Raw genomic sequence first — 22301 nt, forward strand, 5'->3', positions numbered from 1 at the left:
ACAACGTGTTATGATGAAAATTTTATAACGCGAGTACCATCATTATTACCGTTAGTCTTACTTATTTCAATTAATTTGTTAATGGTATTAAAGAACAAATCATTATCAAATGGTTTGGTAATAATATCATCAAAACCTTTATCGAGTTTATTTAACATTAGCTCATCTTTACTAGAAGCCGTTAACGCTATTATTGGAATTTGATTATTAAACTCTCTTATCTTTAAAGTAGCCTCGTTTCCATCCATTAAAGGCATATTAATATCCATTAAAATTAAATCGTATGTGTTGTTTTTAAATGCTTTTAAAGCCTCTAAACCATTCTCAACAATATCATACTGAAAGTTCTCTTTTTTGAGCAAATTACCTGTAACAATTTGGTTTATTTTATTATCCTCCGCTATTAATATTCTTAAGCTCTCCGGACTATAAGAAGTTAAAACATCTTCATCTTTTTCACTTTTTATTTGCTCGATAGCGTTGGTATCTATTTTAAAACTTACCACAAAACTGAATGTTGAACCAACACCTAATTCACTTTCAAGCTCAATGGTACTATTAAATAATTTAACAATTTTACTAGCTATAGAAAGACCTAAACCTGCACCTTGATAGCCCGTATTAGAATTTTCGTTTAGTTGAATAAAATTATCAAAAATAGAACCTTGTTTCTCCTCAGAAATTCCTGGACCGTCATCTACAACCTCGAAGGCCATTAATACATTTTCGCTATCTATTTCCTTTAAATTAGCCTTAATGGAAATATTTCCATTTTGGGTAAACTTTATACTATTACCAATTAAATTGAATAAAACCTGAGACAACCTTAATTTATCGCATAGGATAAATTCCGGAATACGCTCGTCAATAAAAATATGCATTTGGTTATTAGACTCACCTAAACTATAATCAAAAGAATCTGTTACGTTTTGAATAAGTGATCTTAAATGTACCGTCGTATTATTAATTTCTAGCTTTTTAGACTCAATTTTACTAACCTGCAACACATCGTTTATTAGGTTTAATAAATAATCGCCTGAATACTTAAGTGATTTTAAATATTTAACATTAGCCTCGTCTAGATTACTATTTTCTAGCATTATGGATGTTAATCCCACAACACCATATAGTGGTGTTCTTAATTCGTGAGATACGTTAGAAATAAATTTAGATTTTAATTCTGAAGATTTTAAAGCATCATTTTTAGCAATTTCTAGTTCAGCATTTTGTTTCTTCAGTACATCTGAAAGTCGACGTTTCGCTACATAATATTTATATAAAATTAGCAACGTTGCTAATAATAAAATTAAGGCTATAATAATTATTAAGTTGATTTTTTTGACTTTATCGGCAATTTTTAATTGGTATAACTTCTCGCTATTTGCCAATTGAGCTTCATTTTTATACGTTGCTAATAAAAACCTAGATTTATAAATAGCGTTTTCTTTTACTTTTTCTTTATTTAAAAACTCATCTTTAAACTCATCATATTTTAACAATGCTAAATACGCTTGTTCTTCGCTATCTGTGGCGAAATACGAAAGTGATAAACTTTTATAAATCTTACTTAAAAGCAACGAAGTATCATCGTTCGTAGCATGCTCACTGTTTAGAAAATCAATGGCTTTGTTAAACTTTTCGTTCGCATTATTATAAAGTTCCTTTTTAAAAAAATGAACGCCGTAAATGTAATTGAAGTAACCTGTTTGATAATTATTAGAAAACGTCTCCTTATTAATAATATCCTCAGCACGTAAAAGATTGACTTGGGCTTCCTCTAGGAAATCATTTTCTATGTAGAATTCGGCTAGACCTATTCGTATTTTAACCAATAAGTTTTCATATTGACTTAGGTTATAATTCTCATTAGCCAAATATTGGTTTTTAGAGATATGGTCTAAAGCATTTTTAAATAAATCAATAGTTGTTTGCGATTCGTTTTCATCTTTGGTAAGTGTAGCCAAATTTAAATAAGCGTTGGCTATTAAATAGTTGTCTTTTATAGCCTTAGCGGCTTTTAACATAGACGAGTAAGAATCTTTAGCATTTGCATTTTCATGCATTAAGCGGTATATATTTCCTAAATTTAAATTAGAAATGGCTATACCATAATTATCGTTAATGGAATCTGCTATCTTTTTTGCTATATTAAAGCCGTTAAACGCTTTAACTATTTTACTTTCATTATAAGATTTTAAAGCTGAAGAGTTAATACTGTCAATTTGCTTTATAGCCTCCCTTTCATTTTGACTATACGTCAAAAAAGTAAGCGAACAAAAAAACAATAATAGGCTTTTTTTCATTTTCAAATACATTAACGATTTGGGATTTTCAAGATACCCCTAAATGTACCATATAGCTTAAAAACTCGTTAAACCAACAATAAAACACGATGAAACGCGTGCTCCTAATCGACAAAATACTAAAATTTTCGTTTTACTGAACCTGTAAAATCTTCTAAATCTTCTTTGACTTTATCCAATTCCTTTTTAACATCCTTAGTAATACTTGTGTCGATTCCGCTTTTTTCCGCTGTTTTTGTTATTTCATGCTTTATATCGTTAGTGGCATCCTTAAGGGTTCGCATACCTTGACCTAAGCCACGAGCTATTTCGGGCAACTTATCTGCCCCAAAAACCATAATGGCGATAAACAGGATAAATGCTATTTCCCCGCCGCTAATAAATAAGAATGTTACTTGTAATATCACAGCACAAATATACTAAGTTGTTTTATTATTCCATTTAAAATTTATGGAATAAAAAAGCCGATTTTAAAAAAAATCGGCTTACACAAAAATTAATTTCTATTAATTATTTACTTTATTCTTAAAAGCATCAAATTTATTATCCTCAGCTTTTCTAGGCCAAGAATTATTAGATGTATCAACATCCGCCGTTTCTAGGTCTGGATCAATAGCTAAGCCCGTAATACGCTTGTTTGTTTTAAACACTTTACTAACCTCCTTATCATTATACCTCCAAATTTGTGCAGGATACGTTTTTCTTTCGGTTGTTCCATCTTCATAAGTAATATTTAAAATAATAGGCATTACTAACCCTCCTGGTTTCTCAAACACAACTTCGTAAAAATACTTAGGTGCTGCTGAATTCAACTTTGCTTTTTCAGCTTCTGGCAAGCTAGCAATATAGTCTGTTAAAAATTTAAAATCCGATACGCCTTTTGCATCTTGAGGTATATCTCCATTTTCAGCTTCTGCATAATACACTAAACGATCTTTAAAATCGTCTAGATTCATATTATACTTTTTAGCTGTTTCTTTAGCCGTTTCTGTTGGCTTATCGGTTAAGTAAAACTGCTTAACTTCTTTAACTCCAATATCTGTATAATCTGTAGTGTAGAACCAACCTCTCCAAAACCAATCTAAATCCATTGCCGAAGCATCTTCCATGGTTCTGAAAAAATCTGCAGGTGTTGGGTGTTTAAACATCCAACGTTGCGAATAGGTTCTAAAAGCATAATCGAACAATTCTGGCCCCATTATAGTTTGTCTTAACATGTATAAACCTGCTGCCGGTTTAGTATAGGCATTTGGACCAAATTGATATACATAATCGCCATGAGACATTATTGGAGAAATATGACTTTGATCTCCTCCCATGTAATCTACAATATCTTTAGGTAGGTTTCCTGTTATAAAATTAGGATCGTAATCTAATTCTGCAAGCGTTTCAACAAACGAATTTAAACCTTCGTCCATCCAAGTCCATTGGCGCTCATCACTATTTACAATCATAGGAAAGAAGTTGTGTCCTACCTCATGAGTAATAACACCTATCATACCTCTTTTTAATCGTTCAGAATAACTTCCATCAGGATCTGGTCTTCCGTAGTTAAAACAAATCATTGGATATTCCATACCTTGTCTTTCTGAATGTACAGATATAGCTTTACTATAAGGATAATCGAAAGTTAGTTTGGAATACTCTTCTAAAGTATTAGCAACCACACGTGTAGAATGCTCCTCCCATAATGGGTTTCCTTCTTTTGGATAAAGCGAAATAGCCATTACAGTTTTACCATTAATATTAACTGCCATAGCATCCCAAATATATTTTCTTGAAGATGCAAATGCATAGTCTCTTACTTTTTCTGCTTTAAAATGCCATGTTTTTTCTTTTGTGCTTCTTGATTTACCTGCCGCAACAGACTCCTCTTCCGTAACAATAAAAACAGGATCTTTAAATGATTTTTCTGCTAATTTTAAACGTTTTTGATGCTCTTTAGATAAAACTTCTTTTGGGTTTTGTAATTCTCCTGTTGCTTCTAAAATATGATCTGCAGGCGCTGTAATTTTTACATCATAATTTCCGAATTCTAAAGCAAACTCACTACGTCCCCAAAATTGCATATTCTGCCATCCTTCAACATTATCATAAACACAAAGTCTTGGAAAAAACTGCGCAATAGTGTAGTTATTATTTCCATCAGGGAAGGTTTCTAAACCAGAACGACCACCATCAATATTAATATCGTTAATATTATAATGCCACTTAATACTAAATTTAAATACTGCACCTGGCGCTAAAGGTTTTGGTAAATTAATGCGCATCATGGTGCGATTTATAGAATGTGATAAAGGTGACCCATCGTCATTTTTCACATATTCAATATTAAAACCACCATCAAAACGTTCTTTTAAGTTGTTTTTAGTAAACATAGTTGGACCGTTAAAAGGCGTTTTAAAACTTTCAGGATTAGCATCTGGTGTTTTAGAATCTTTAGCTCGCATATTTTGGTCTAACTGTATCCATAAATACTCCAAATGGTCTTTAGAGTTATTATGATATGTTATTTTCTCGTCGCCAAAAATTTGGTTTGTATTTTCATCCAAACGGATGTTCATTACATAATCTACCTGCTGTTGCGTGTAAGCATGACCTGGAGCCCCCGAAGCATTTCGTGTTTCGTTTGGGGTTGCTAAAAGGTCTTTCATTTGTCTAAACTTGTTTTGATCTGTGTGTCCCTGTGGTTTTTCATTACTTTGCTCTTGAGCAAAAACTCCAGAAAAAAGGAATACAAAAGATAAGAATAGATAAGCGTGCTTTTTCATATTAGTTTTTAGTTTTATTAGAAAAAAATGTGTCTTTTGCAATTTTCGTTAGAAGATTGTTACAAAATGTCGTCGAAAATACTAAATTATACAATCAATTTACATTGTTTTAGTTAAAATTTAACAATGCATTAGTATTATTTGAAGTTAAAATAAAACTTTTATTTTTAGAATTAATTTTAGTTTTTACGATATTTTGCTGATCCTCTTGATAATCTAATAAAATGGAATTGGTAATTGAAAACACCTTAATATACTTTACGTGTTCCACTTCAAGATAACATCTTACAATATCGCCATCATAGGCTTTACCTATAAAATTGAATAAAACAGGTTTATTGTTAATTTTTAGTTTCAATTTAGATTGCAGATAGATATTCATTAAAGAATCAGTTTCTTTAGGCTCATCTTTTCCTGCTAATATGATATTTTCATCATAATTTGAACGCAACACGCTTTCAAAATCATCAATAAAAATTCTTGAAATTATTTGAAGAGATTCCTTTTCCTTTACGTAGCTAACTTGCGTAACGCTTATATAATATTTATGCATTGTAGTAAATGCAAAAAGTGGAAGCACTAAAAGAATGATTAAATATTTAAAAACCTTCATGATTAAAATTTATAGACGACTAAATTACTTTATTGGAATTCAAAAAGCATTCCGAAGTTAATTAATTTTTATTGTCTTCTAAATTAGCTAGGTATTGCTTGTACTTCATTCTTAAAAAAATTAAAGCCTTAAAGTCTGTTTGGTTTTTACAATGCTTAACAAAATTAGGATCGTCTGCACAAAAGTAGAAAAAATCGGCTTGTAAGCTTTCGTCCAAAGGGTTTGAAGCAAAAAAATCGCTAGCCAACCTACCTTTTATAGTTTGCATTAAAGATTCTTTTTCTTCAATTTTAACTCTATTTTTCAGCATTTTGGTTCTGCCTGTAATAGCATTAATTAAAGGCGCAATAGAAACCGAACCTCCAGCTCCTCCTAAAGAACCTCCTGCTTTTGGACTAAAACTAGAGGCTTCACTTAAACGACGTTCGCTTTGCGTAGCTGGCGTACCTGTAAAACCAGGAATACCAACATCGTAAAAATCAATAGGCGCATTGGCATCCATATTTCTAATATCAGAAAACAAATCGCCAGTTAATATTTTACCAACAATAACCTCGTCTAGTTCGTTAATATGTTCATTTAAAGTTACAAAAATAGCCTCGTTATCTATAATGGTTTGCGTTACAACAACCTCTTTTAGTTTGTATTGAATGGAAGAGAATATTAAAGTATCGTTTAGTTTTGCAGGAATTTTAAAGTGACCATCTATATCTGTTATGGTAAAAGCTTGTGCCGTATTATTAATAACATGAATGTTTTCTATATCACCATTACTTGCTATCCTGCCTAATAACTCTTTTGTTTGAGAAAACGCATCTTGAACCCCAAATACTCCAATAGCTAACAAGAGCGTTTTAATTTTTAACATGCTGAGTTTTTAAAAATTGTTCTTTTTGCTTTACTAAAAACTCTATAAGTAGAATTCTATTTTCGTCCTTAAAAAGATTTGGTTCAATACCATTATTTTCAACAAAAGCAATATAGGCATTAAGCCTATCTTCAGGGATTTCAAAAAGTTCTTTAAGGTCATTTAAAGAATACACACTAAATATATCCTTTGGCTTTTGGTAGTTATCGCCAACAAACACCTCTTTGGTAATCTTTAAATCCTTTTTAGATTTTGTTAAAAATTTTAAAATTCTAAATAAATCTGGTTGGTATTTTCTTGCCCCAGGATCGATTACAGATGTTAAATGATCTTGAATTACGGTATTATCGAATGCCTTGTCCCCATTATACTCAAAATCGACATCCATATTTCCCATATCGAGAATCATAGGTTTTACGGATTTAACTTGAGCTATATCTGTACCCATATCTCCTGTTAAACCAGAAGAGAGTGTTACGGCATCCAACTGGTTAACTTCCTCTACCAACTGTATTTTTAATGCTTTTGATGCTATTATATCTTCATCAATACTAACCTGTACCGTTTGGAATTGTAATGCCGAAATTTCTATTATATCATTCAAAGCTACAAGTAACTTAAAACGCCCTTCAACATCTGTAATCGTGCCTTTATTAGACGATTTATTAAAAACCGTTACAGCCTCAATATCGTTATTTTTTGATAGCAAGACGCCACTAACCTCTACCCTGTTAATAGTCTGACTATAACCACGAAGTGCTAGTAAATTAAGAAATATAAAAAGTAATGGTCTACTCAAATTGAATTAATTAGAGCATAAAGAACGGATATCAATTCTTAAATAAAATACAAATAGCTTTTAATGTTTTGTTAAAAACTAAAAGATGAATTTAGTTTTTAGAATCTAAAAATGCTATACTCTTCTTGTTTAGTAGCTCAAGAAAATCCATTTCCTTACCATAGTTAAGTAACGAAAAATCAAAGTTATCACTTTGCACGTATTGTATAAACTCCTCAACACGATGTTCTGGAATATTAAAATTATCAATTAAAAATTCCGAACCAAAATAATATTTAACAGCCTCAATTGGTACATCGGGTACACCAGCCTTCTCCTTATCTTTAACTCCGCTTCTAAATAAAGGTAATAACAATTGGTCTACAACATTAACAATATTTAAACCATTAATCATGGGTAAGTGTTGCCTATCAATTGCAATATTTTTGGTTGCAGTTTTATAATCTTTTTCAAAATTATATTCTTTACTGTTTTTAACCCCAAAATATAAAGCATCTAGTTGCGGCTTAAAAGGCGTTGTATCTTCCAAATCCTGATTTAAATTACCCGAAAGCCCGTCTTTAATAACAATAACCTCATCTAGTTTATTAATCTCTTCAATTAAAAAGAGTTTCATTTTTCTAGATTTCATTATAGCTTCATTAACCCTAAAACTAATATTTTGGTACTGCAATGCACTAACTTCAATATTATCATTTAAAGTTACTTTTAAAACAAACTCTCCTTTGTTATCAGTAATGGTTCCCACATTTGCCGACGCATTAAAAATAGTAATACCAGATACATCACTACCCTCAACAATAAGTTTTCCAGATACTTCTATTCTATTCGTATTTTGTGCCACTACATTTAGGGCACTTAAAAAAGTTAAAAAGAGAATAAATTTTTTCATATTTTTTTACTTTGAAAATACCACTTTTAATTCAATTTTTAAAACAAATTAAACGAAATCTTTACCAAAACCAATTATTGATTAGTTTTACACAAAACACCAATTATTCCATGCGAAATACAATTATAGCAAGCACATCTACCATTTACGGCAGCGGATATTTAGAATATATTACCCAACCCCTAAACATCCTTTTTAAAAACGCAAAGACCATACTATTTGTACCCTATGCACGACCTGGTGGCATATCGCACGACGCCTATACAAATATTGCAAAACAAGCATTTGCCAAACAGAATAAACAAGTAATAGGCATACATGAATTTAAAAATCCTATCGAGGCCGTAACCAATGCCCAAGCTATTTTTGTTGGCGGCGGCAACACCTTTGTACTTGCAAACCAGCTCCACAAAAACAATTTAATAACCCAACTTAAACAGGTAGTACAAAACGGCACGCCCTATTTAGGCACTAGTGCTGGCAGTAATATTTGCGGCCTAAGCATAAAAACCACCAACGATATGCCCATTGTATATCCGCCAAATTTTAACGCCCTAGGCTTGGTGCCATTTAATATAAATCCACATTATTTAGACCCCGACCCAAACAGTAAACACAAAGGCGAAACGCGCGCAACCCGCATAAAAGAATTCCACCATTACAACACTCAACCCGTAATTGGGCTAAGAGAAGGCAGCTGGTTAGAAGTAAAAAACGATTCCATTATATTAAAAGGAGACCTAACAGCACGAATTTTCGAATACAATAAAACACCTTACGAAGTAACTCCAGAAACCGAGCTTAATCAATTAAAATAATTTGGGCGTGCCCCAAGGGTCGAGCTTGTAGCCTGTCTTGAGCAAAGTCGAAAGGCTGCAAGTCCTCGCACTTCCTTCGTCAGGCTGTGGGCTTTCCACTACTATCCCTCACGCGGGCAAAACAGCCAAAACCAATGCATAAAAAAAGCTTCATCGTTATGATGAAGCTTTTTGAGCGAGAGACCAGGTTCGAACTGGCGACATTCAGCTTGGAAGGCTGACGCTCTACCAACTGAGCTACTCTCGCCTTTTTTAATTCCGAGTGCAAATATATAAACAGTTTCCGCTTTTGCAAGAAAATTTAAAGCTTTTTTATAAAATGATACCCTAAAATTTTAAAGCCTTCATTAAAATAAAACTTATGAGACTGATAATTAGAAACATAAGTATTTAATTCCATAGTCTCAAAACCTTTACCCAACACGTAATTATAAATCCATTCAAAAAATAGCTTCCCTAAACCTTGCCCTCTATACGCATCATCAATAAAAACATGATCTGGCTCTACACTTCTGCCAGAGTAATGCCTTGTGCAATACCATAATCCGCAAACACCAACAAGTTTATCGCCGTCATAAATTACTGCGCATTCATAGTTTTGCACAATCATTTCATTAAAACGTTGTTCTAAAATAGTTTCAGACACCTTATAATCATTCAACTTATAAACCAAAGGGATTATTAAATTAATGTTCTCATTTTCTAAAATTTTAAATTCAAAAGCCATAAACTACATTTCAATTAAGGTAATACTTTTCAAAAATAGTTTTAAATTTGATAAGCTAACACAAAATCTTAATACACTATCAACCCTAACCTAACCATAAAGCAAATAAGCGCCCAAGAAACACATGCTGTTCGTCATCCCGTTTTAAGAGTAGGAAAACCTATAGAATCCTGTATTCTTCCAAGCGATGATTTAAAAACCTCGTTCCACTTCGGGCTTTTTACAAACAATAATTTAATTGGCGTTTGCTCGTTCTTTAAAAATTCAAACCCTAATGTACCTTCCACAAACCAATATCAATTACGAGGTATGGCTATTTTAAAAACCTACCAAGGTCAAGGTTTTGGAAAAGTTATTTTAAGACATGGCGAAAAATTTCTAGGTAAAAAGAACATAAAAATGATTTGGTGCAATGCTAGAGAAGTGGCCGTACCTTTTTACCAAAACAACAATTATATGCCAATAGGTAATGCATTTAATATTAAAGATATTGGTTTACACTACGTTATGTATAAAATCCTTTAAAGCAAAGTGACGAAACTAAAAATTAGGAGTCATAACTTTATACGATAAAATTTTGTAATTTTAGTTACTAAATAATTCAAAATGAGAAGTAAAAATCTTAAATTCCGATTACTTATTGGTGTAGCAATAGCCTTATTTTTTGTATTTAAAAGATGCAGCCAAAGAGAAGAAAACCCATATACTGGGCGTATGCAAACCATATCTATGGCTGCCGATGAGGAAATTGCTATCGGCTTACAAAGCGCTCCACAAATGGCACAACAACACGGAGGTTTACACCCTAACACACAGTACCAAGCGCTAGTTGATAACGTTGGCAACAAGTTAGTAAACAACAGTATAGCTAGACAAACACCATATAAATACGAATTCCATTTATTAGCAGACCCTAATACCATTAATGCTTTTGCTTTACCTGGTGGTCAAATATTTATAACACATGCTCTTTTTTCTAAACTCGAAAACGAAGATCAGCTTGCTGGTGTGTTAGGTCATGAAATTGGTCACGTTTTAGGCCGACATAGTGCAGAACGTATTGCCGAAAGTGAATATTGGCAAGGTTTAGCCACTGCAGGTTCTGTTGGCGCAGACATGGGCGGATTAGTAAGTGGTATTGGTCAAAACACCTTATTAACAAATGGAAGAGACGATGAGTTGGAAAGCGATGAACTTGGTGTGAAATTTATGCTTAAAGCGGGATACAACCCTAGAGAAATGATAGGTGTAATGGAAATTTTAAAAGCTGCAGCAGGGCCAAATCGTGTCCCAGAAATGCAAAGTACGCATCCAGATCCCGATAACAGAATTGAAAAAATAGAAGAAGCTATCGAGAAATATAAAAATTAATAACTAAAAAAAAAAAATGATTGAAATTAGAAACACATCTAATCTTGTCTTAAAAATATAAATAAAAAAGCCTCGAAAATCGAGGCTTTTTTTTGTGAGTGACTAACTCAAATAATTATATGTTTTATAATTATTTTCTCTTTTTAGCTTTTTTAGCATCATCCAATGCTTTAACTAAAATAACTTCGGCATCTGTAGCTCCATGTAATTTTGCATATTTTAATGCTGTTTTATTCTTATCGCACTTGGCTTTTAAATTAGCACCATGTTTAATAAGAAGCTCTAAAATATCAATTCTGTTAAACTTAGCGGCATACATAATAGGTGTCATACCATTTGATTTTTCATTAACATCTGCACCTCTGCTAATTAATTTTTGTACCGTTTCTAAATCGCCTTTAGCAATAGAAACACAAAATGAATTCACTTTAAAATAAGGCACAGTCTCATAACTTACGTTAGTATCTACTGGTGTTGCATTTACTGTTACTAATGAAAAGCATAATGCGATTGCGGAAATAATGATTGATTTTTTCATGATGAAAGATTTTAATTTGATTATTGATTTATGTTTTTTGATATACTTAAGAGACGACGTAAAACATTAAATGTTACAGAAAAAAGTATCTAAAAATAATTTTAAAGTTTGTTTTACACATTTTTAACAAAATCGTTTTCTTAATAAATTATTTGAAAAATCCTTAATAAATAAGGCTTTTCAGAAATACTTTAGGTTCAATTAATAGTAAGTTTCTTATCTTTGTCTAGTTTTAAAATTTTAAGAAAAAAGATGAACAAAAAAGTTATTTTAATGATTCTTGACGGTTGGGGAAACTCTCCAGACCCAAAAGTTTCTGCTATCGATCATGCCAACACTCCATTTATAGATTCTTTATATACTAAATACCCTTATGCAACCCTTCGTACAGATGGTTTACATGTTGGATTACCCGAAGGCCAAATGGGTAATAGCGAAGTGGGACATATGAATTTAGGTGCTGGTAGAATTGTATATCAAGATTTAGCAAAAATTAATTTAGCTATTGAAAAGGATACCTTAAAGGATGAAAAAGTGTTAGTTGACGCTTTAAAATATGCATCAGATAACAATAAGAACGTTCACTTTTTAGGTTTATTAAGTGATGGTGGTGTTCATGCACATACCAAACACTTAAAAGGTTTTATTGACGCAGCTAATAAAGCAGGCGTTAATTCTTTTGTACATGCTTTTACAGATGGTAGAGATGTAGATCCTAAATCGGGTAAAGGTTATGTTCAAGATTTAGAAAACTATATTGAAGGCACTAAAACTAAAATAGCAACTATTACTGGTCGTTATTACGCCATGGATAGAGATAACCGTTGGGAACGTGTGCATTTAGCTTACGATGCTATTGTAAATGGAGTTGGTACTAAAACAGCAAACCCAACAGAAAATATCCAAGCTAATTATGATAACGATGTTACCGACGAGTTTATTAAACCACTTATCGTTACAGATAGTAGCAACGAGCCAGTAGCAACAGTTGAAAAGGATGATGTTGTTATCTTTTTTAACTTTAGAACAGATAGAGGTCGCGAATTAACCGAAATGTTAAATCAAAAAGACTTTCCAGAATACAACACGAAAAAAATTGACTTATACTACGTAACAATCACGAATTATAGTGATGCATTTAAAGGCATTAAAGTCATTTTTAATAAAGATAATATTACAGAAACACTTGGTGAGGTACTTTCTAAAGCTGGTAAAAAACAAATTAGAATTGCTGAAACTGAAAAATACCCACATGTTACGTTTTTCTTTTCGGGTGGACAAGAAACACCTTTTGAGGGCGAATCTCGTATTCTTAAAAACTCACCAAAAGTAGCGACTTACGATTTAAAACCGGAGATGAGTGCTTACGAATTAAAGGACGCGCTTGTACCAGAACTAAAAAAAGGAGATGTTGATTTTGTTTGCTTAAACTTTGCAAACGGCGATATGGTAGGACATACTGGTGTTATGGAAGCAGCAATAAAAGCTTGTGAGGCTGTAGATGCTTGCGTTAAGGATGTGGTAACTACCGGTTTAGAAAATGGGTATACTACACTACTTATTGCAGATCACGGAAATTGTGAAACTATGATTAACCCTGATGGATCACCTAACACAGCACATACAACAAACCCTGTTCCTGTTATTTTAATTGATAACGACCTTACTGAGATTAAAGATGGTGTTTTAGGAGATATGGCTCCAACCATTTTAAAACTTATGAATGTTGAACAACCTGCTGCTATGACTCAGCATGCGTTGGTATAATGAAGCACAGAATTTTATTTATTAAAAAATGAATTTTAACGAAAAACTTATTATCGCAGTCGACTTTGACGGAACAATAGTTGAAGATGCTTACCCAAGAATAGGCAAGCCTATGCTATTTGCTTTTGCGACTTTAAAAAAACTGCAAGAGGATGGGCATCGTCTCATTTTATGGACCTATAGATGTGGTAGTAAACTTGATGAAGCTGTTAAGTTTTGTGAAGATAACGGAATTCGTTTTTATGCTGTAAATAAAAGTTTTGCCGAAGAGGAATACACTAATGATGTGAGCAGAAAAATTAATGCCGATTTATTTATTGACGATAGAAATATTGGGGGGTTCCCTGGTTGGGGTCAAGTATATCAAACGTTAACAAACTCTGCACCTCCAGCTGCTGAAAAGAAGAAAGGATTTTTCGGCTTATTTAAGTAGCCTCATTTTAAGTATTTTTGAACCCTATTTTATTACTATTTATGATTATTGTTAAAACCAAAGAAGAAATTGAATTAATGCGTGAAAGTGCATTAATCGTATCTAAAACCTTAGGCGAAATAGCAAAAGCTATTAAGCCAGGTGTTACCACACTAGAATTGGATAAACTAGCAGAAACATGCGTTAGAGACCACGGTGCGATTCCTGGTTTTTTAGGATTATATGATTTCCCTAATACGCTATGCATGAGTCCTAATCAACAAGTGGTACATGGTATTCCAAACGGAACACCATTGGTTGAAGGCGATATCATATCTATTGATTGTGGCGCTCTAAAAAACGGCTTTTATGGCGATCATGCTTACACCTTTGCTGTAGGTGAGATTGATGCTGAAACCGAAAAACTTTTACAGGTTACCAAAGAATCTTTGTATGTAGGTATTAGAGAATTTAAAGCTAATAATCGTGTTGGTGATGTTGGATATGCCATTCAAAAATACTGTGAAGATCATGGTTATGGCGTTGTTAGAGAACTCGTTGGTCATGGCTTAGGAGCTAAAATGCATGAAGATCCAGAAATGCCAAACTATGGTAAACGTGGTAGAGGTAAAAAGTTTGTAGAAGGTATGGTGGTTGCCATTGAACCTATGATTAACATGGGAACACATCGCATTAAACAACATAGAGATGGTTGGACAATTACGACTTTAGACAATAAACCATCCGCTCATTTTGAGCATGACGTTGCCTTAGTTGATGGCAAACCAGAACTACTTTCAACGTTTGCTTATATCTATGAAGCTTTAGGTATTGAAAGTAATGAAGAAGAGGAATTTAGACAAAACGCCTTAATCTTATAACATAGATGACCGTAGAACTTTTAGAAAAAGAGTTAGTACCATTAAGAGCAGAATTAAGCAATCATAAATTATATAGCGCTTTATCTTCAATTGAAGATATAAAAATTTTCATGCAGCAACACGTATTTGCTGTTTGGGATTTTATGTCTTTACTAAAGGCGCTTCAAAACAATTTAACCACTACTACGTTACCGTGGGTTCCTCCAGCAAATCCTTCCACCGCACGTTTTATTAATGAAATAGTGTTAGGAGAAGAGAGTGATTTTAATGAATTAGGACAACCTAAAAGTCATTACGAAATGTATTTAGATGCGATGCGTCAAATTGATGCAAACACATCTCAAATTAAAGATTTTGTTTCTTACATTCGAGACAAACACTCCATTGAAAACGCTGGACATAAGGCAGGTTTAAAAGTAGCAACTTTAGAATTTATTTCGTTTACCTTTTCTATAATTGCCAGTAACGAGGCACATAAAATAGCTTCTGCTTTTACATTTGGACGAGAGGATTTAATTCCAAATATGTTTTTTCAAATTATAAATCAATCTCAAACAAACAAAAACTCGTATAGTAAATTAACTTATTATTTAAAGCGTCATATTGAGTTAGATGGGGATGAACATGGCCCTTTATCATTAAAAATGATTGAAGAGTTATGTGGCAACGATTCAACAAAATGGGAAGAGGTTTTAGAAGTTGCTAAAGATGCTTTAAAACAACGTATTGCACTATGGGATGGCATATATAATTTAATTCCTAACACCATTGCGGTAGAAGTATAACGTCCTTGAAAAAAATTTTCAAATTAATATTAAATATTATTCCAAGACCAATATTAATTAGGTTGAGTTATATAGCGCGTCCTATTTTAGCCTTCTTTTTAAAAGGTAATACATTTACAGACCCTATTGACGGTAAAAGCTTTAAAACCTTTTTATCTTATGGTTATGGTACGCAACGAGACAATGTACTTTCTCCTTCCACCCTATCTTTAGAGCGACATAGATTGCTGTGGCTATATTTAAAAAATAAAACTGAATTTTTTACGGCTCAAAAAAGCGTGCTTCATTTTGCACCAGAACAATGCTTTTTAAAGCGTTTTCGAAAATTAGAAAACTTAGATTATACTACGACAGATTTACTATCTCCTATTGCAGATGTAAAAGCAGATATATGTAATCTTCCTTTTAAAGATAATAGTTATGATATTATTTTATGTAATCATGTTTTAGAACATATACCGGATGATACCAAAGCTATGCAGGAACTTTATAGAGTTATGAAACCCGGTGGTTATGGCATTTTTCAGATTCCACAAGATTTAAATCGGGCATCTACGTTTGAGGATGATTCTATAAGCGACAAAAAAGAACGGGCAAAAATATTTGGGCAATACGACCATGTTCGTGTTTACGGACGGGACTATTTTGATAAACTTCGAAGTATTGGTTTTAAAGTTGAAGAGGTGGATTATACCGCTTCGCTTTCCGCGGAAGCGATAACAACATATTGCCTAGCTAAAGGCGAAATTATTCCTGTAGTTTACAAATAACATAGCTTTTAAAACTAAATAAAATGACACAACACATCATACTTGCTACAGGAGCTATTTTTGGAATGCTCTCTGTTATTTTTGGAGCATTTGGTGCTCATGCTTTAAAGAAAATTTTGTCTAGCGAGCAACTACAAAGTTTTGAGGTTGGCGTAAAATACCAAATGTATCATGCTATAGTTTTACTTGCTTTAGGATTAAATCCTGAATATACCACCAGCGCAATACATGTGTGCTTCACACTAGGAATCATCCTTTTTTCTTTTAGTATTTATGGTTTAATACTATCGGAGGCAAAAGGTAAAAAAATGCGCTTTTTAGGACCAATAACACCTATTGGAGGCTTGTTATTAGTAACCGGATGGTTGCTACTATTACTTAATGTACTTTAACAACAAGTTACTCTGGAAACCCGTTAAGCGATAAAGTTTCTAGTTTATTCTCATTGTTTTCAAAAATTAAAAACACTTTTAGTTCTGGGTGCTTTTCCAAAAATGTTTTAATTCTATCGATACCCATAGCTTTAAAAGCCGTAGCATAAGCATCGGCGATCATGCAAGATTTTGCTATTACCGATATACTAAGCAAGTTCGTTTTACTAGGATAACCCGTTTCGGTATCGATAATATGAGCATATCTATTACCAGCTACGTCTATTTTAAATTTTCTATAAGTGCCAGATGTTGCCATGGCTTCATCTTTTAAAGTAACGGCTCTTAAAATAACTTGTTCGCCTTCAAAATTTGGCTCCTCGACCCCAACTTTCCAAGCACTTTGTTTTTTTGTATTGATGCCTTTAGCTCTTATTTCTCCACCAATTTCAACTAAATAGTTTTCAATATTTTTAGACTCAAGAAATTCACTAACCACATCAACTGCGTACCCCTTAGCAATAGCATTAAACTCTAGATACACATTAGGGTTAGATTTTCGTATTGTGTTTTCGTACCTATAAGTTTTATCGTAACCCACATATTGCATTAAACTGTCAATTTTTAGGCTATCTACTTTTTCAATAATATTTTCTGCTCCAAATTTCCAAGCATTAACCACATTTCCAATTGTAGGATCGAAAGCACCTTCAGTTTTACCAAAGATCTCTTTTGATGCATCGTAAACCTTCATAAAATGACGATCGACTACAAAAGCTTCATTTCTATTTAATTTTGATATATCTGAATTGGTTTGATAGGTAGATAACGATTTATTAATAACTGCAAACAAGCTATCTAATTGTGTTTTATAAATTCTGTTAGAATTATGAATTATGGAATAACTCGTTCCAAACACTGAACCTGTTAAGGTATTATCTTTAGTCTCATCTTTACAAGATAAAACAAGAATTAGTAATACTATAATTACTATTTTTTTCATAATTAACTAAGGTCCTTTTCTAATTTAAATTGGTTTCCAAAACCTGAATACCATTGTACTCTAATAAATAATCTTGATTTAAATAAATGGGATGTTTTTCACCCTCAGGATTACCAATGCCAACGCCGGCATATAACACCTTAGCATCTTTATCTCTAGCGTGCTTCTTAAAAGATTCCATCCAAACCACATCGTAATTATTAGGGTTTTCAGGTAAAACTACAGCACGTACAATTACAAAAAAGTATTGTTTATTTTTATCTATACAAACAAATTGCGGGTGCTTTTTAAGTTTGCTATTTATAGCTATAAACTCGAAACCACGCTGCTCTAAATCTTTACCAACATGGTTCATGGCGAGGTTATGCAATTCTTGTTCTGTTAAAGGTTTACTCATGTTACAAAAATAATATAATTGTTTAGAGTGTTAATGAGATTTATCGTTGTTTCGATATAGAGTTAAATATGTCCTTTAAAACACAAATTGCCAGAATAACTTCGCTTCATTGCGTTAAAAAAATTAACAAATATTGTTTTTTTATGATGATTACTATAGCAATTACTAATCCCTACAAAGATTGATAAAAACAAAAATATTAATTTGATGAAGACAATAAAACAGTACAGCAATTTCGTTATACCGGTTTTAAACGCTCTTCCTTACCATGAGAAAAAACGATATTGAAGTATATAAACGAAATATTAGTCATTTGATAGTTTAGTATTTGATGTAAAACGAAATAGTTGTATATTTCTTACAACTGCTTAAAAAAGATGCAATAACAAATATAAACTAAAAACATACTGAAGTGCAACTCAAAATATTTAACCATTTTAAAAACAATTATTAGGCAAGTTTAATTTAGTAATTATAAAAATGTCTATTGCATTATTATTCAAAATTGAAGAAAACCGTACCCGAAATAAAAACTATCGTCCAATGAAAAAAATCACTTATTATAATAGTAGCCCCAAATAATTAAATATTGAAAGATAAGAGCAACATATCGCAAGAGTTACTAGAAGTTATAGAGCGTTACATAAGTGGTGGTTTAACTACCCAAGAATTGAAAGATTTTAATCAACTTCTTGATCTTGATCCTGAATTTAAAATTCAGGTTGAAGATTTTAAAACCATGTTGGAAGGCAATAAAAAGCAATCCTTAAAAAAACAGCTTGATAGTTTTAATAAAGAGGTACCTGAGAGTAAAGCTAAAAAACAGCCCAAGAAAAACGAAAAATTTTCAAAAGTTAGAAAGTTAGCCGCAGCCTTAGCTATTGTAATAGCTGTTACAGGAATTTGGTATTTTAGCACGCCCATAAATGAAAAAATTTATACAAACCATTTTAAACCAGATCCCGGACTTCCAACAACCACCAATAATTTTAAAAATGTAAAATTTTATGATGGCATGGTATATTACAACCAAGGCGACTACAATTTAGCCATAACAAATTGGAGCACTATGCAACAAGGAAACCACGAAAACGACACTTTAAACTACTATATAGGAGTTGCACACTTAGCCAATAAAAATATAATTGAAGCTATACCCTATTTAGAACATTCAATTGAAGCGGAAGATAGTTTCACTTTTCTGGATAAAGCTTACTTGTATTTAGGCTTAGCTTATTTAAAAGAAGGCAACATTGAATTAGCTAAAAAATATTTAAATATAAGTGAAACACAAACTGCTAAAAACATATTATTAGAATTGAAACCTTAAAATTGCATTAATAATTAATAGCTAATCATAGTTCATGTTTAAGCGTGAACAGAAACTTTTATAATTACTTAAACCTTACAAATTTAGAGCTACCAAACGTGTAATTAGAAACAGGAATTATTACATCATTTTCTAAGTAATACCAAGGTGAAATATTAGAGTTTTCCAAATTTTTAACTAAATGGACACTTTGGGCAGGTGTATTGCCCTGAAACAGTAAAAACAACTTCTCCCCTTTATTATTTATAACTTCATCGCAAATCATAACAATATGCCCAGGAGAGCCTCCTTTTATAAGCATATCGCCTATCTGTAAATCTGTAGCATCAGTAATTTTTGGAAGTTCATTATAAAGTGATAACGTTCCAGAATACATATAGATTAAATTCAAATACTTATAAAAATTTGCCTTGGTGTTATTTTTTGAAGCTGTTTTATGAAACGACACCTTATTACCTTGTACTTTTGGCCTAAAACCATCAGCATATTTAGACCACGAGCAATAATGGCCGCTTGTAAAATTAAAACCAATTTCATATTGCCTATTTTGCTCCCAAAGGTATTCGCTACGAATCCTAATTAATGCATCTGCACATTGTTGCAAACCATTTTTTGGTACAGGAATTTCTAAAACTCCAATATGTCCACCTTGCCAGAAATACGGGCTATTATCGTAATTAATAATTTTAGAACCGAAGGGTTTTAGTTGGTAATCACGAAGGTATTCTTGAAAGGAACCTTTAGGATAATGCACCCGTTTATACCCATAAGGAATATTAACTCTAGATTTTATTGTTAAACTATCCTTATTAATTAAACTCGGTTTTTTTAAAGCTGAAGCAAAGGTTTTTATTGTTTTCTTAACCGGTTTAAAATTCATAAATACAGCACCCAATAACACTAAAACAAAAGAAATTCTAATAATATTTTTCATCATTAAAATAACGTTGATAACGTATTACTTCGTATTTAAGAGATAAAACTTTAAGAGTAATTTAATAATTGAACCATAATATTTTATTAACTTTAGGTAAAACTCTGCGTTATGAAAACTACAGCCCGACTAGAATCAGCATTAAAAAAGTTATATACAGCCTTTCATAATAACACGTTAAACCCAGAATGTTGCAGGCAATGTGCCGTTGGAAATATTTTGAATAATATGGATTTCTGGAAGCATTTATCAGATTCTCATGGAGGCTTAGAACTGAACTATGTTGGGAAAGTGCATGAAACTTTAGGACGTAAATTTAATGGCTATTCGCCCTCAGAATTACTAAAAATTGAACATATATTCCTAGATGCTTGTGGCTATAAATTACCGCTACATTATAAAAATGAAAAACCTAAAAGCCTAACAGATAAGGATATTTTGTTTAACGGCCTTACAGCGGTAATAACTTATCTATGTGAATTAGATGAAGTCGATAATGTTATGGCCTACACAAAGCTATTCGAGATTGAAAATGATACTCCTAAATATGCTTTAAGTTAAGCCCTATAAAACAAAACTTATACCATAAAAAAAACCAACACATAATGTGTTGGTTTTCTATTTGTATTAAAACACTTTAGACTATCCTCCAAAGTCATCAAATCTAATATGCTCATCTGGGATTCCAAAATCTTCACCCATTTTCTGAACAGCTTTGTTCATTAAAGGAGGTCCACAGAAATATAATTCTATATCTTCTGGCGATTCGTGTTTACTTAAATAGTTATCTATTACACAATTGTGAATAAACCCTACGAATCCATCACCTGGAGCGTCTATATCTTCTTTTACCTTCCAGTTATCCTCTTCCATAGGCTCAGATAAAGCTAAGTAAAATTTGAAATTAGGAAACTCTTTTTCTAATTGTTCAAAATGATCTAAGTAGAATAACTCTCGTTTAGAACGTCCACCGTACCAATATGTAACTTTTCTACCTGTTTTTAAGGTTTTGAATAGGTGATATAAGTGCGAACGCATTGGCGCCATACCTGCTCCACCACCAACGTAAAGCATTTCACTATCAGACTCATTAATGAAGAACTCACCGTAAGGTCCTGAAATTGTTACTTTATCTCCTGGTTTTTGATTAAAAATATAAGACGATGCTACACCTGGATTTACATCCATCCAGCCGTTTTTAGCACGATCCCATGGCGGACAAGCCACACGCACGTTTAGCATGATTTCACGTCCTTCAGCAGGATAAGACGCCATTGAATAAGCTCTTTCTACTGTTTCGGTGTTTTTCATTACTAAAGGCCATAAACCAAATTTGTCCCATTCTGTTTGAAACTTATCTGGAGTTTCATGTTCCTCTGGGTGCGCTGTAATATCCATATCAGAATATTTAACTTCACATGGTGGGATTTCAATTTGAATATATCCACCTGCCTTGTAACCCATATCTTCAGGAATTTCAACAACAAACTCTTTAATAAAAGAGGCTACGTTATAATTACGTACCACTGTTGCTTCCCATTTTTTAATACCAAATACTTCTTCAGGAATGGTAATATTCATGTCTTGTTTTACTTTAACCTGACAAGATAAACGCGCTCCCTGTTGTAATTCTTTTCTTGAAAAGTGAGGTGTTTCCGTTGGTAAAGCTTCACCTCCACCAGATAATACATGACATTCACATTGAATACATGTTCCACCACCACCACAAGCAGATGGTAAGAATATTTTTTGCGCACCTAAAGTTGATAGTAAACTACCACCCGAAGCCACTTCTATTTCGCGTTCGCCATTGATAGTAATCTTTACCGGTCCTGATGGCGATAACTTTTGTTTTACAAAAAGTAACAAACTAACAAGTATCAACGTAATTACTAAAAACGCTGCAACTGTTACTAAAATTGTTCCTGTTGTTCCTGCTGCTAAAATCATA

Annotated in this window: 24 protein-coding genes and 1 tRNA gene; 11 read left to right on the plus strand and 14 right to left on the minus strand. The window is 32.5% G+C overall.

All coding sequences use genetic code 11. The features are described 5' to 3' along the window. Positions 1–8 precede the first annotated feature (8 nt). The 7 genes from AAFN75_RS03030 to AAFN75_RS03060 form a co-directional block, all read right to left on the minus strand. Positions 9–2303: a response regulator gene (locus AAFN75_RS03030; protein WP_411808172.1), complete on the minus strand. Its 2295-nt coding sequence runs from the start codon at positions 2301–2303 to the stop codon at positions 9–11. Between the two features lie 119 nt (positions 2304–2422). After that, a complete protein-coding gene (locus tag AAFN75_RS03035; RefSeq protein ID WP_144116739.1) occupies positions 2423–2710 on the minus strand; it encodes a twin-arginine translocase TatA/TatE family subunit in 288 nt (95 codons plus the stop codon). Positions 2711–2809: 99 nt separating this feature from the next. Next, positions 2810–5074 carry a M1 family metallopeptidase gene (locus AAFN75_RS03040; protein WP_411808173.1) on the minus strand — a complete coding sequence of 755 codons (2265 nt, stop codon included), beginning with the start codon at positions 5072–5074 and terminating at the stop codon, positions 2810–2812. A gap of 109 nt (positions 5075–5183) precedes the next feature. Further along, positions 5184–5687: a DUF6702 family protein gene (locus tag AAFN75_RS03045; RefSeq protein WP_411808174.1), complete on the minus strand. Its 504-nt coding sequence runs from the start codon at positions 5685–5687 to the stop codon at positions 5184–5186. Positions 5688–5748: 61 nt separating this feature from the next. Beyond that, on the minus strand, positions 5749–6555 hold the full coding sequence (locus tag AAFN75_RS03050) for a carboxypeptidase-like regulatory domain-containing protein (protein WP_411808175.1): 807 nt from the start codon (positions 6553–6555) through the stop codon (positions 5749–5751). Beyond that, a complete protein-coding gene (locus tag AAFN75_RS03055) occupies positions 6542–7354 on the minus strand; it encodes a carboxypeptidase-like regulatory domain-containing protein (protein ID WP_411808176.1) in 813 nt (270 codons plus the stop codon). Before AAFN75_RS03055 ends, AAFN75_RS03050 begins: the two co-directional genes overlap by 14 nt. Before the next feature lie 91 nt (positions 7355–7445). Then, positions 7446–8246, minus strand: coding sequence for a carboxypeptidase-like regulatory domain-containing protein (locus AAFN75_RS03060; RefSeq protein ID WP_411808177.1), 801 nt, complete (start codon positions 8244–8246; stop codon positions 7446–7448). A gap of 110 nt (positions 8247–8356) precedes the next feature. Between AAFN75_RS03060 and pepE the strand changes: the two genes are divergently transcribed. Beyond that, positions 8357–9064: a dipeptidase PepE gene (pepE, locus tag AAFN75_RS03065; RefSeq protein ID WP_411808178.1), complete on the plus strand. Its 708-nt coding sequence runs from the start codon at positions 8357–8359 to the stop codon at positions 9062–9064. Positions 9065–9238: 174 nt separating this feature from the next. Here the strand turns inward: pepE and AAFN75_RS03070 are convergent. After that, positions 9239–9311: transfer RNA gene (locus AAFN75_RS03070), tRNA-Gly, on the minus strand. A 54-nt stretch (positions 9312–9365) separates the two neighbouring features. Beyond that, the gene (locus AAFN75_RS03075; RefSeq protein WP_411808179.1) at positions 9366–9791 is read right to left on the minus strand and encodes a GNAT family N-acetyltransferase; all 426 of its coding nucleotides are present in this window, start codon (positions 9789–9791) and stop codon (positions 9366–9368) included. Positions 9792–9965: 174 nt separating this feature from the next. Here AAFN75_RS03075 and AAFN75_RS03080 point away from each other — a divergent pair, with 174 nt between their 5' ends. Both AAFN75_RS03080 and AAFN75_RS03085 read left to right on the plus strand, forming a co-directional pair. Next, entirely contained in the window at positions 9966–10316 is a 351-nt protein-coding gene (locus AAFN75_RS03080; protein ID WP_411809266.1) for a GNAT family N-acetyltransferase, read from the plus strand. 81 nt (positions 10317–10397) lie between these two features. After that, the gene (locus AAFN75_RS03085) at positions 10398–11162 is read left to right on the plus strand and encodes a M48 family metalloprotease (protein ID WP_411808180.1); all 765 of its coding nucleotides are present in this window, start codon (positions 10398–10400) and stop codon (positions 11160–11162) included. 130 nt (positions 11163–11292) lie between these two features. Here AAFN75_RS03085 and AAFN75_RS03090 read toward each other — a convergent pair whose 3' ends face one another. Then, complete coding sequence (locus AAFN75_RS03090; RefSeq protein ID WP_411808181.1) at positions 11293–11700, minus strand: ankyrin repeat domain-containing protein; 408 nt, start codon at positions 11698–11700, stop codon at positions 11293–11295. 252 nt (positions 11701–11952) lie between these two features. Here AAFN75_RS03090 and gpmI point away from each other — a divergent pair, with 252 nt between their 5' ends. Genes gpmI through AAFN75_RS03120 form a run of 6 tightly spaced genes read left to right on the plus strand, consistent with a single transcriptional unit; the run spans position 11953 to position 16707 of the window. Further along, positions 11953–13467 (plus strand): 2,3-bisphosphoglycerate-independent phosphoglycerate mutase, encoded by a 1515-nt coding sequence (gene gpmI, locus AAFN75_RS03095; protein ID WP_411808182.1) that lies wholly within the window; start codon positions 11953–11955, stop codon positions 13465–13467. A gap of 28 nt (positions 13468–13495) precedes the next feature. Further along, on the plus strand, positions 13496–13900 hold the full coding sequence (locus AAFN75_RS03100; RefSeq protein ID WP_144116750.1) for a BT0820 family HAD-type phosphatase: 405 nt from the start codon (positions 13496–13498) through the stop codon (positions 13898–13900). 41 nt (positions 13901–13941) lie between these two features. Beyond that, positions 13942–14760 (plus strand): type I methionyl aminopeptidase, encoded by an 819-nt coding sequence (gene map, locus AAFN75_RS03105; RefSeq protein ID WP_411808183.1) that lies wholly within the window; start codon positions 13942–13944, stop codon positions 14758–14760. Between the two features lie 5 nt (positions 14761–14765). Further along, on the plus strand, positions 14766–15545 hold the full coding sequence (locus tag AAFN75_RS03110; RefSeq protein WP_411808184.1) for a DUF3050 domain-containing protein: 780 nt from the start codon (positions 14766–14768) through the stop codon (positions 15543–15545). A gap of 5 nt (positions 15546–15550) precedes the next feature. After that, positions 15551–16315 carry a class I SAM-dependent methyltransferase gene (locus AAFN75_RS03115; RefSeq protein ID WP_411808185.1) on the plus strand — a complete coding sequence of 255 codons (765 nt, stop codon included), beginning with the start codon at positions 15551–15553 and terminating at the stop codon, positions 16313–16315. Between the two features lie 23 nt (positions 16316–16338). Then, the gene (locus AAFN75_RS03120) at positions 16339–16707 is read left to right on the plus strand and encodes a DUF423 domain-containing protein (RefSeq protein ID WP_411808186.1); all 369 of its coding nucleotides are present in this window, start codon (positions 16339–16341) and stop codon (positions 16705–16707) included. Between the two features lie 7 nt (positions 16708–16714). Here AAFN75_RS03120 and AAFN75_RS03125 read toward each other — a convergent pair whose 3' ends face one another. Next, on the minus strand, positions 16715–17689 hold the full coding sequence (locus AAFN75_RS03125) for an FAD:protein FMN transferase (protein WP_411808187.1): 975 nt from the start codon (positions 17687–17689) through the stop codon (positions 16715–16717). Between the two features lie 19 nt (positions 17690–17708). Continuing rightward, complete coding sequence (locus AAFN75_RS03130; protein ID WP_144116756.1) at positions 17709–18086, minus strand: Na(+)-translocating NADH-quinone reductase subunit F; 378 nt, start codon at positions 18084–18086, stop codon at positions 17709–17711. A gap of 589 nt (positions 18087–18675) precedes the next feature. Between AAFN75_RS03130 and AAFN75_RS03135 the strand changes: the two genes are divergently transcribed. Beyond that, positions 18676–19416 carry a tetratricopeptide repeat protein gene (locus AAFN75_RS03135; protein WP_411808188.1) on the plus strand — a complete coding sequence of 247 codons (741 nt, stop codon included), beginning with the start codon at positions 18676–18678 and terminating at the stop codon, positions 19414–19416. A gap of 64 nt (positions 19417–19480) precedes the next feature. On the opposite strand, the gene AAFN75_RS03140 is transcribed toward AAFN75_RS03135, so the two are convergent. Beyond that, entirely contained in the window at positions 19481–20353 is an 873-nt protein-coding gene (locus tag AAFN75_RS03140) for a DUF4846 domain-containing protein (RefSeq protein ID WP_411808189.1), read from the minus strand. Between the two features lie 108 nt (positions 20354–20461). Between AAFN75_RS03140 and AAFN75_RS03145 the strand changes: the two genes are divergently transcribed. After that, positions 20462–20911, plus strand: a complete 450-nt coding sequence (locus AAFN75_RS03145; protein WP_411808190.1) for a Na(+)-translocating NADH-quinone reductase subunit F — start codon at positions 20462–20464, stop codon at positions 20909–20911. An 81-nt stretch (positions 20912–20992) separates the two neighbouring features. Here AAFN75_RS03145 and nqrF read toward each other — a convergent pair whose 3' ends face one another. Further along, the gene (nqrF, locus tag AAFN75_RS03150; RefSeq protein ID WP_411808191.1) at positions 20993–22300 is read right to left on the minus strand and encodes an NADH:ubiquinone reductase (Na(+)-transporting) subunit F; all 1308 of its coding nucleotides are present in this window, start codon (positions 22298–22300) and stop codon (positions 20993–20995) included. Position 22301 lies beyond the last annotated feature (1 nt).

This window comes from Algibacter sp. AS12 (assembly GCF_046736315.1).
GTDB classification, from domain to species: domain Bacteria; phylum Bacteroidota; class Bacteroidia; order Flavobacteriales; family Flavobacteriaceae; genus Algibacter_B; species Algibacter_B amylolyticus.

What these genes read in the sequence shown, in the direction of transcription:
- AAFN75_RS03030 (WP_411808172.1), bottom strand. Translation starts at nt 2,303, where the DNA reads ATGAAAAAAAGCCTATTATTGTTTTTTTGTTCGCTTACTTTTTTGACG.
- AAFN75_RS03040 (WP_411808173.1), bottom strand. Translation starts at nt 5,074, where the DNA reads ATGAAAAAGCACGCTTATCTATTCTTATCTTTTGTATTCCTTTTTTCT.
- AAFN75_RS03045 (WP_411808174.1), bottom strand. Translation starts at nt 5,687, where the DNA reads ATGAAGGTTTTTAAATATTTAATCATTCTTTTAGTGCTTCCACTTTTT.
- AAFN75_RS03050 (WP_411808175.1), bottom strand. Translation starts at nt 6,555, where the DNA reads ATGTTAAAAATTAAAACGCTCTTGTTAGCTATTGGAGTATTTGGGGTT.
- AAFN75_RS03060 (WP_411808177.1), bottom strand. Translation starts at nt 8,246, where the DNA reads ATGAAAAAATTTATTCTCTTTTTAACTTTTTTAAGTGCCCTAAATGTA.
- pepE (WP_411808178.1), top strand. Translation starts at nt 8,357, where the DNA reads ATGCGAAATACAATTATAGCAAGCACATCTACCATTTACGGCAGCGGA.
- AAFN75_RS03075 (WP_411808179.1), bottom strand. Translation starts at nt 9,791, where the DNA reads ATGGCTTTTGAATTTAAAATTTTAGAAAATGAGAACATTAATTTAATA.
- AAFN75_RS03085 (WP_411808180.1), top strand. Translation starts at nt 10,398, where the DNA reads ATGAGAAGTAAAAATCTTAAATTCCGATTACTTATTGGTGTAGCAATA.
- AAFN75_RS03090 (WP_411808181.1), bottom strand. Translation starts at nt 11,700, where the DNA reads ATGAAAAAATCAATCATTATTTCCGCAATCGCATTATGCTTTTCATTA.
- gpmI (WP_411808182.1), top strand. Translation starts at nt 11,953, where the DNA reads ATGAACAAAAAAGTTATTTTAATGATTCTTGACGGTTGGGGAAACTCT.
- AAFN75_RS03100 (WP_144116750.1), top strand. Translation starts at nt 13,496, where the DNA reads ATGAATTTTAACGAAAAACTTATTATCGCAGTCGACTTTGACGGAACA.
- map (WP_411808183.1), top strand. Translation starts at nt 13,942, where the DNA reads ATGATTATTGTTAAAACCAAAGAAGAAATTGAATTAATGCGTGAAAGT.
- AAFN75_RS03110 (WP_411808184.1), top strand. Translation starts at nt 14,766, where the DNA reads ATGACCGTAGAACTTTTAGAAAAAGAGTTAGTACCATTAAGAGCAGAA.
- AAFN75_RS03120 (WP_411808186.1), top strand. Translation starts at nt 16,339, where the DNA reads ATGACACAACACATCATACTTGCTACAGGAGCTATTTTTGGAATGCTC.
- AAFN75_RS03125 (WP_411808187.1), bottom strand. Translation starts at nt 17,689, where the DNA reads ATGAAAAAAATAGTAATTATAGTATTACTAATTCTTGTTTTATCTTGT.
- AAFN75_RS03130 (WP_144116756.1), bottom strand. Translation starts at nt 18,086, where the DNA reads ATGAGTAAACCTTTAACAGAACAAGAATTGCATAACCTCGCCATGAAC.
- AAFN75_RS03140 (WP_411808189.1), bottom strand. Translation starts at nt 20,353, where the DNA reads ATGATGAAAAATATTATTAGAATTTCTTTTGTTTTAGTGTTATTGGGT.
- AAFN75_RS03145 (WP_411808190.1), top strand. Translation starts at nt 20,462, where the DNA reads ATGAAAACTACAGCCCGACTAGAATCAGCATTAAAAAAGTTATATACA.
- nqrF (WP_411808191.1), bottom strand. Translation starts at nt 22,300, where the DNA reads ATGATTTTAGCAGCAGGAACAACAGGAACAATTTTAGTAACAGTTGCA.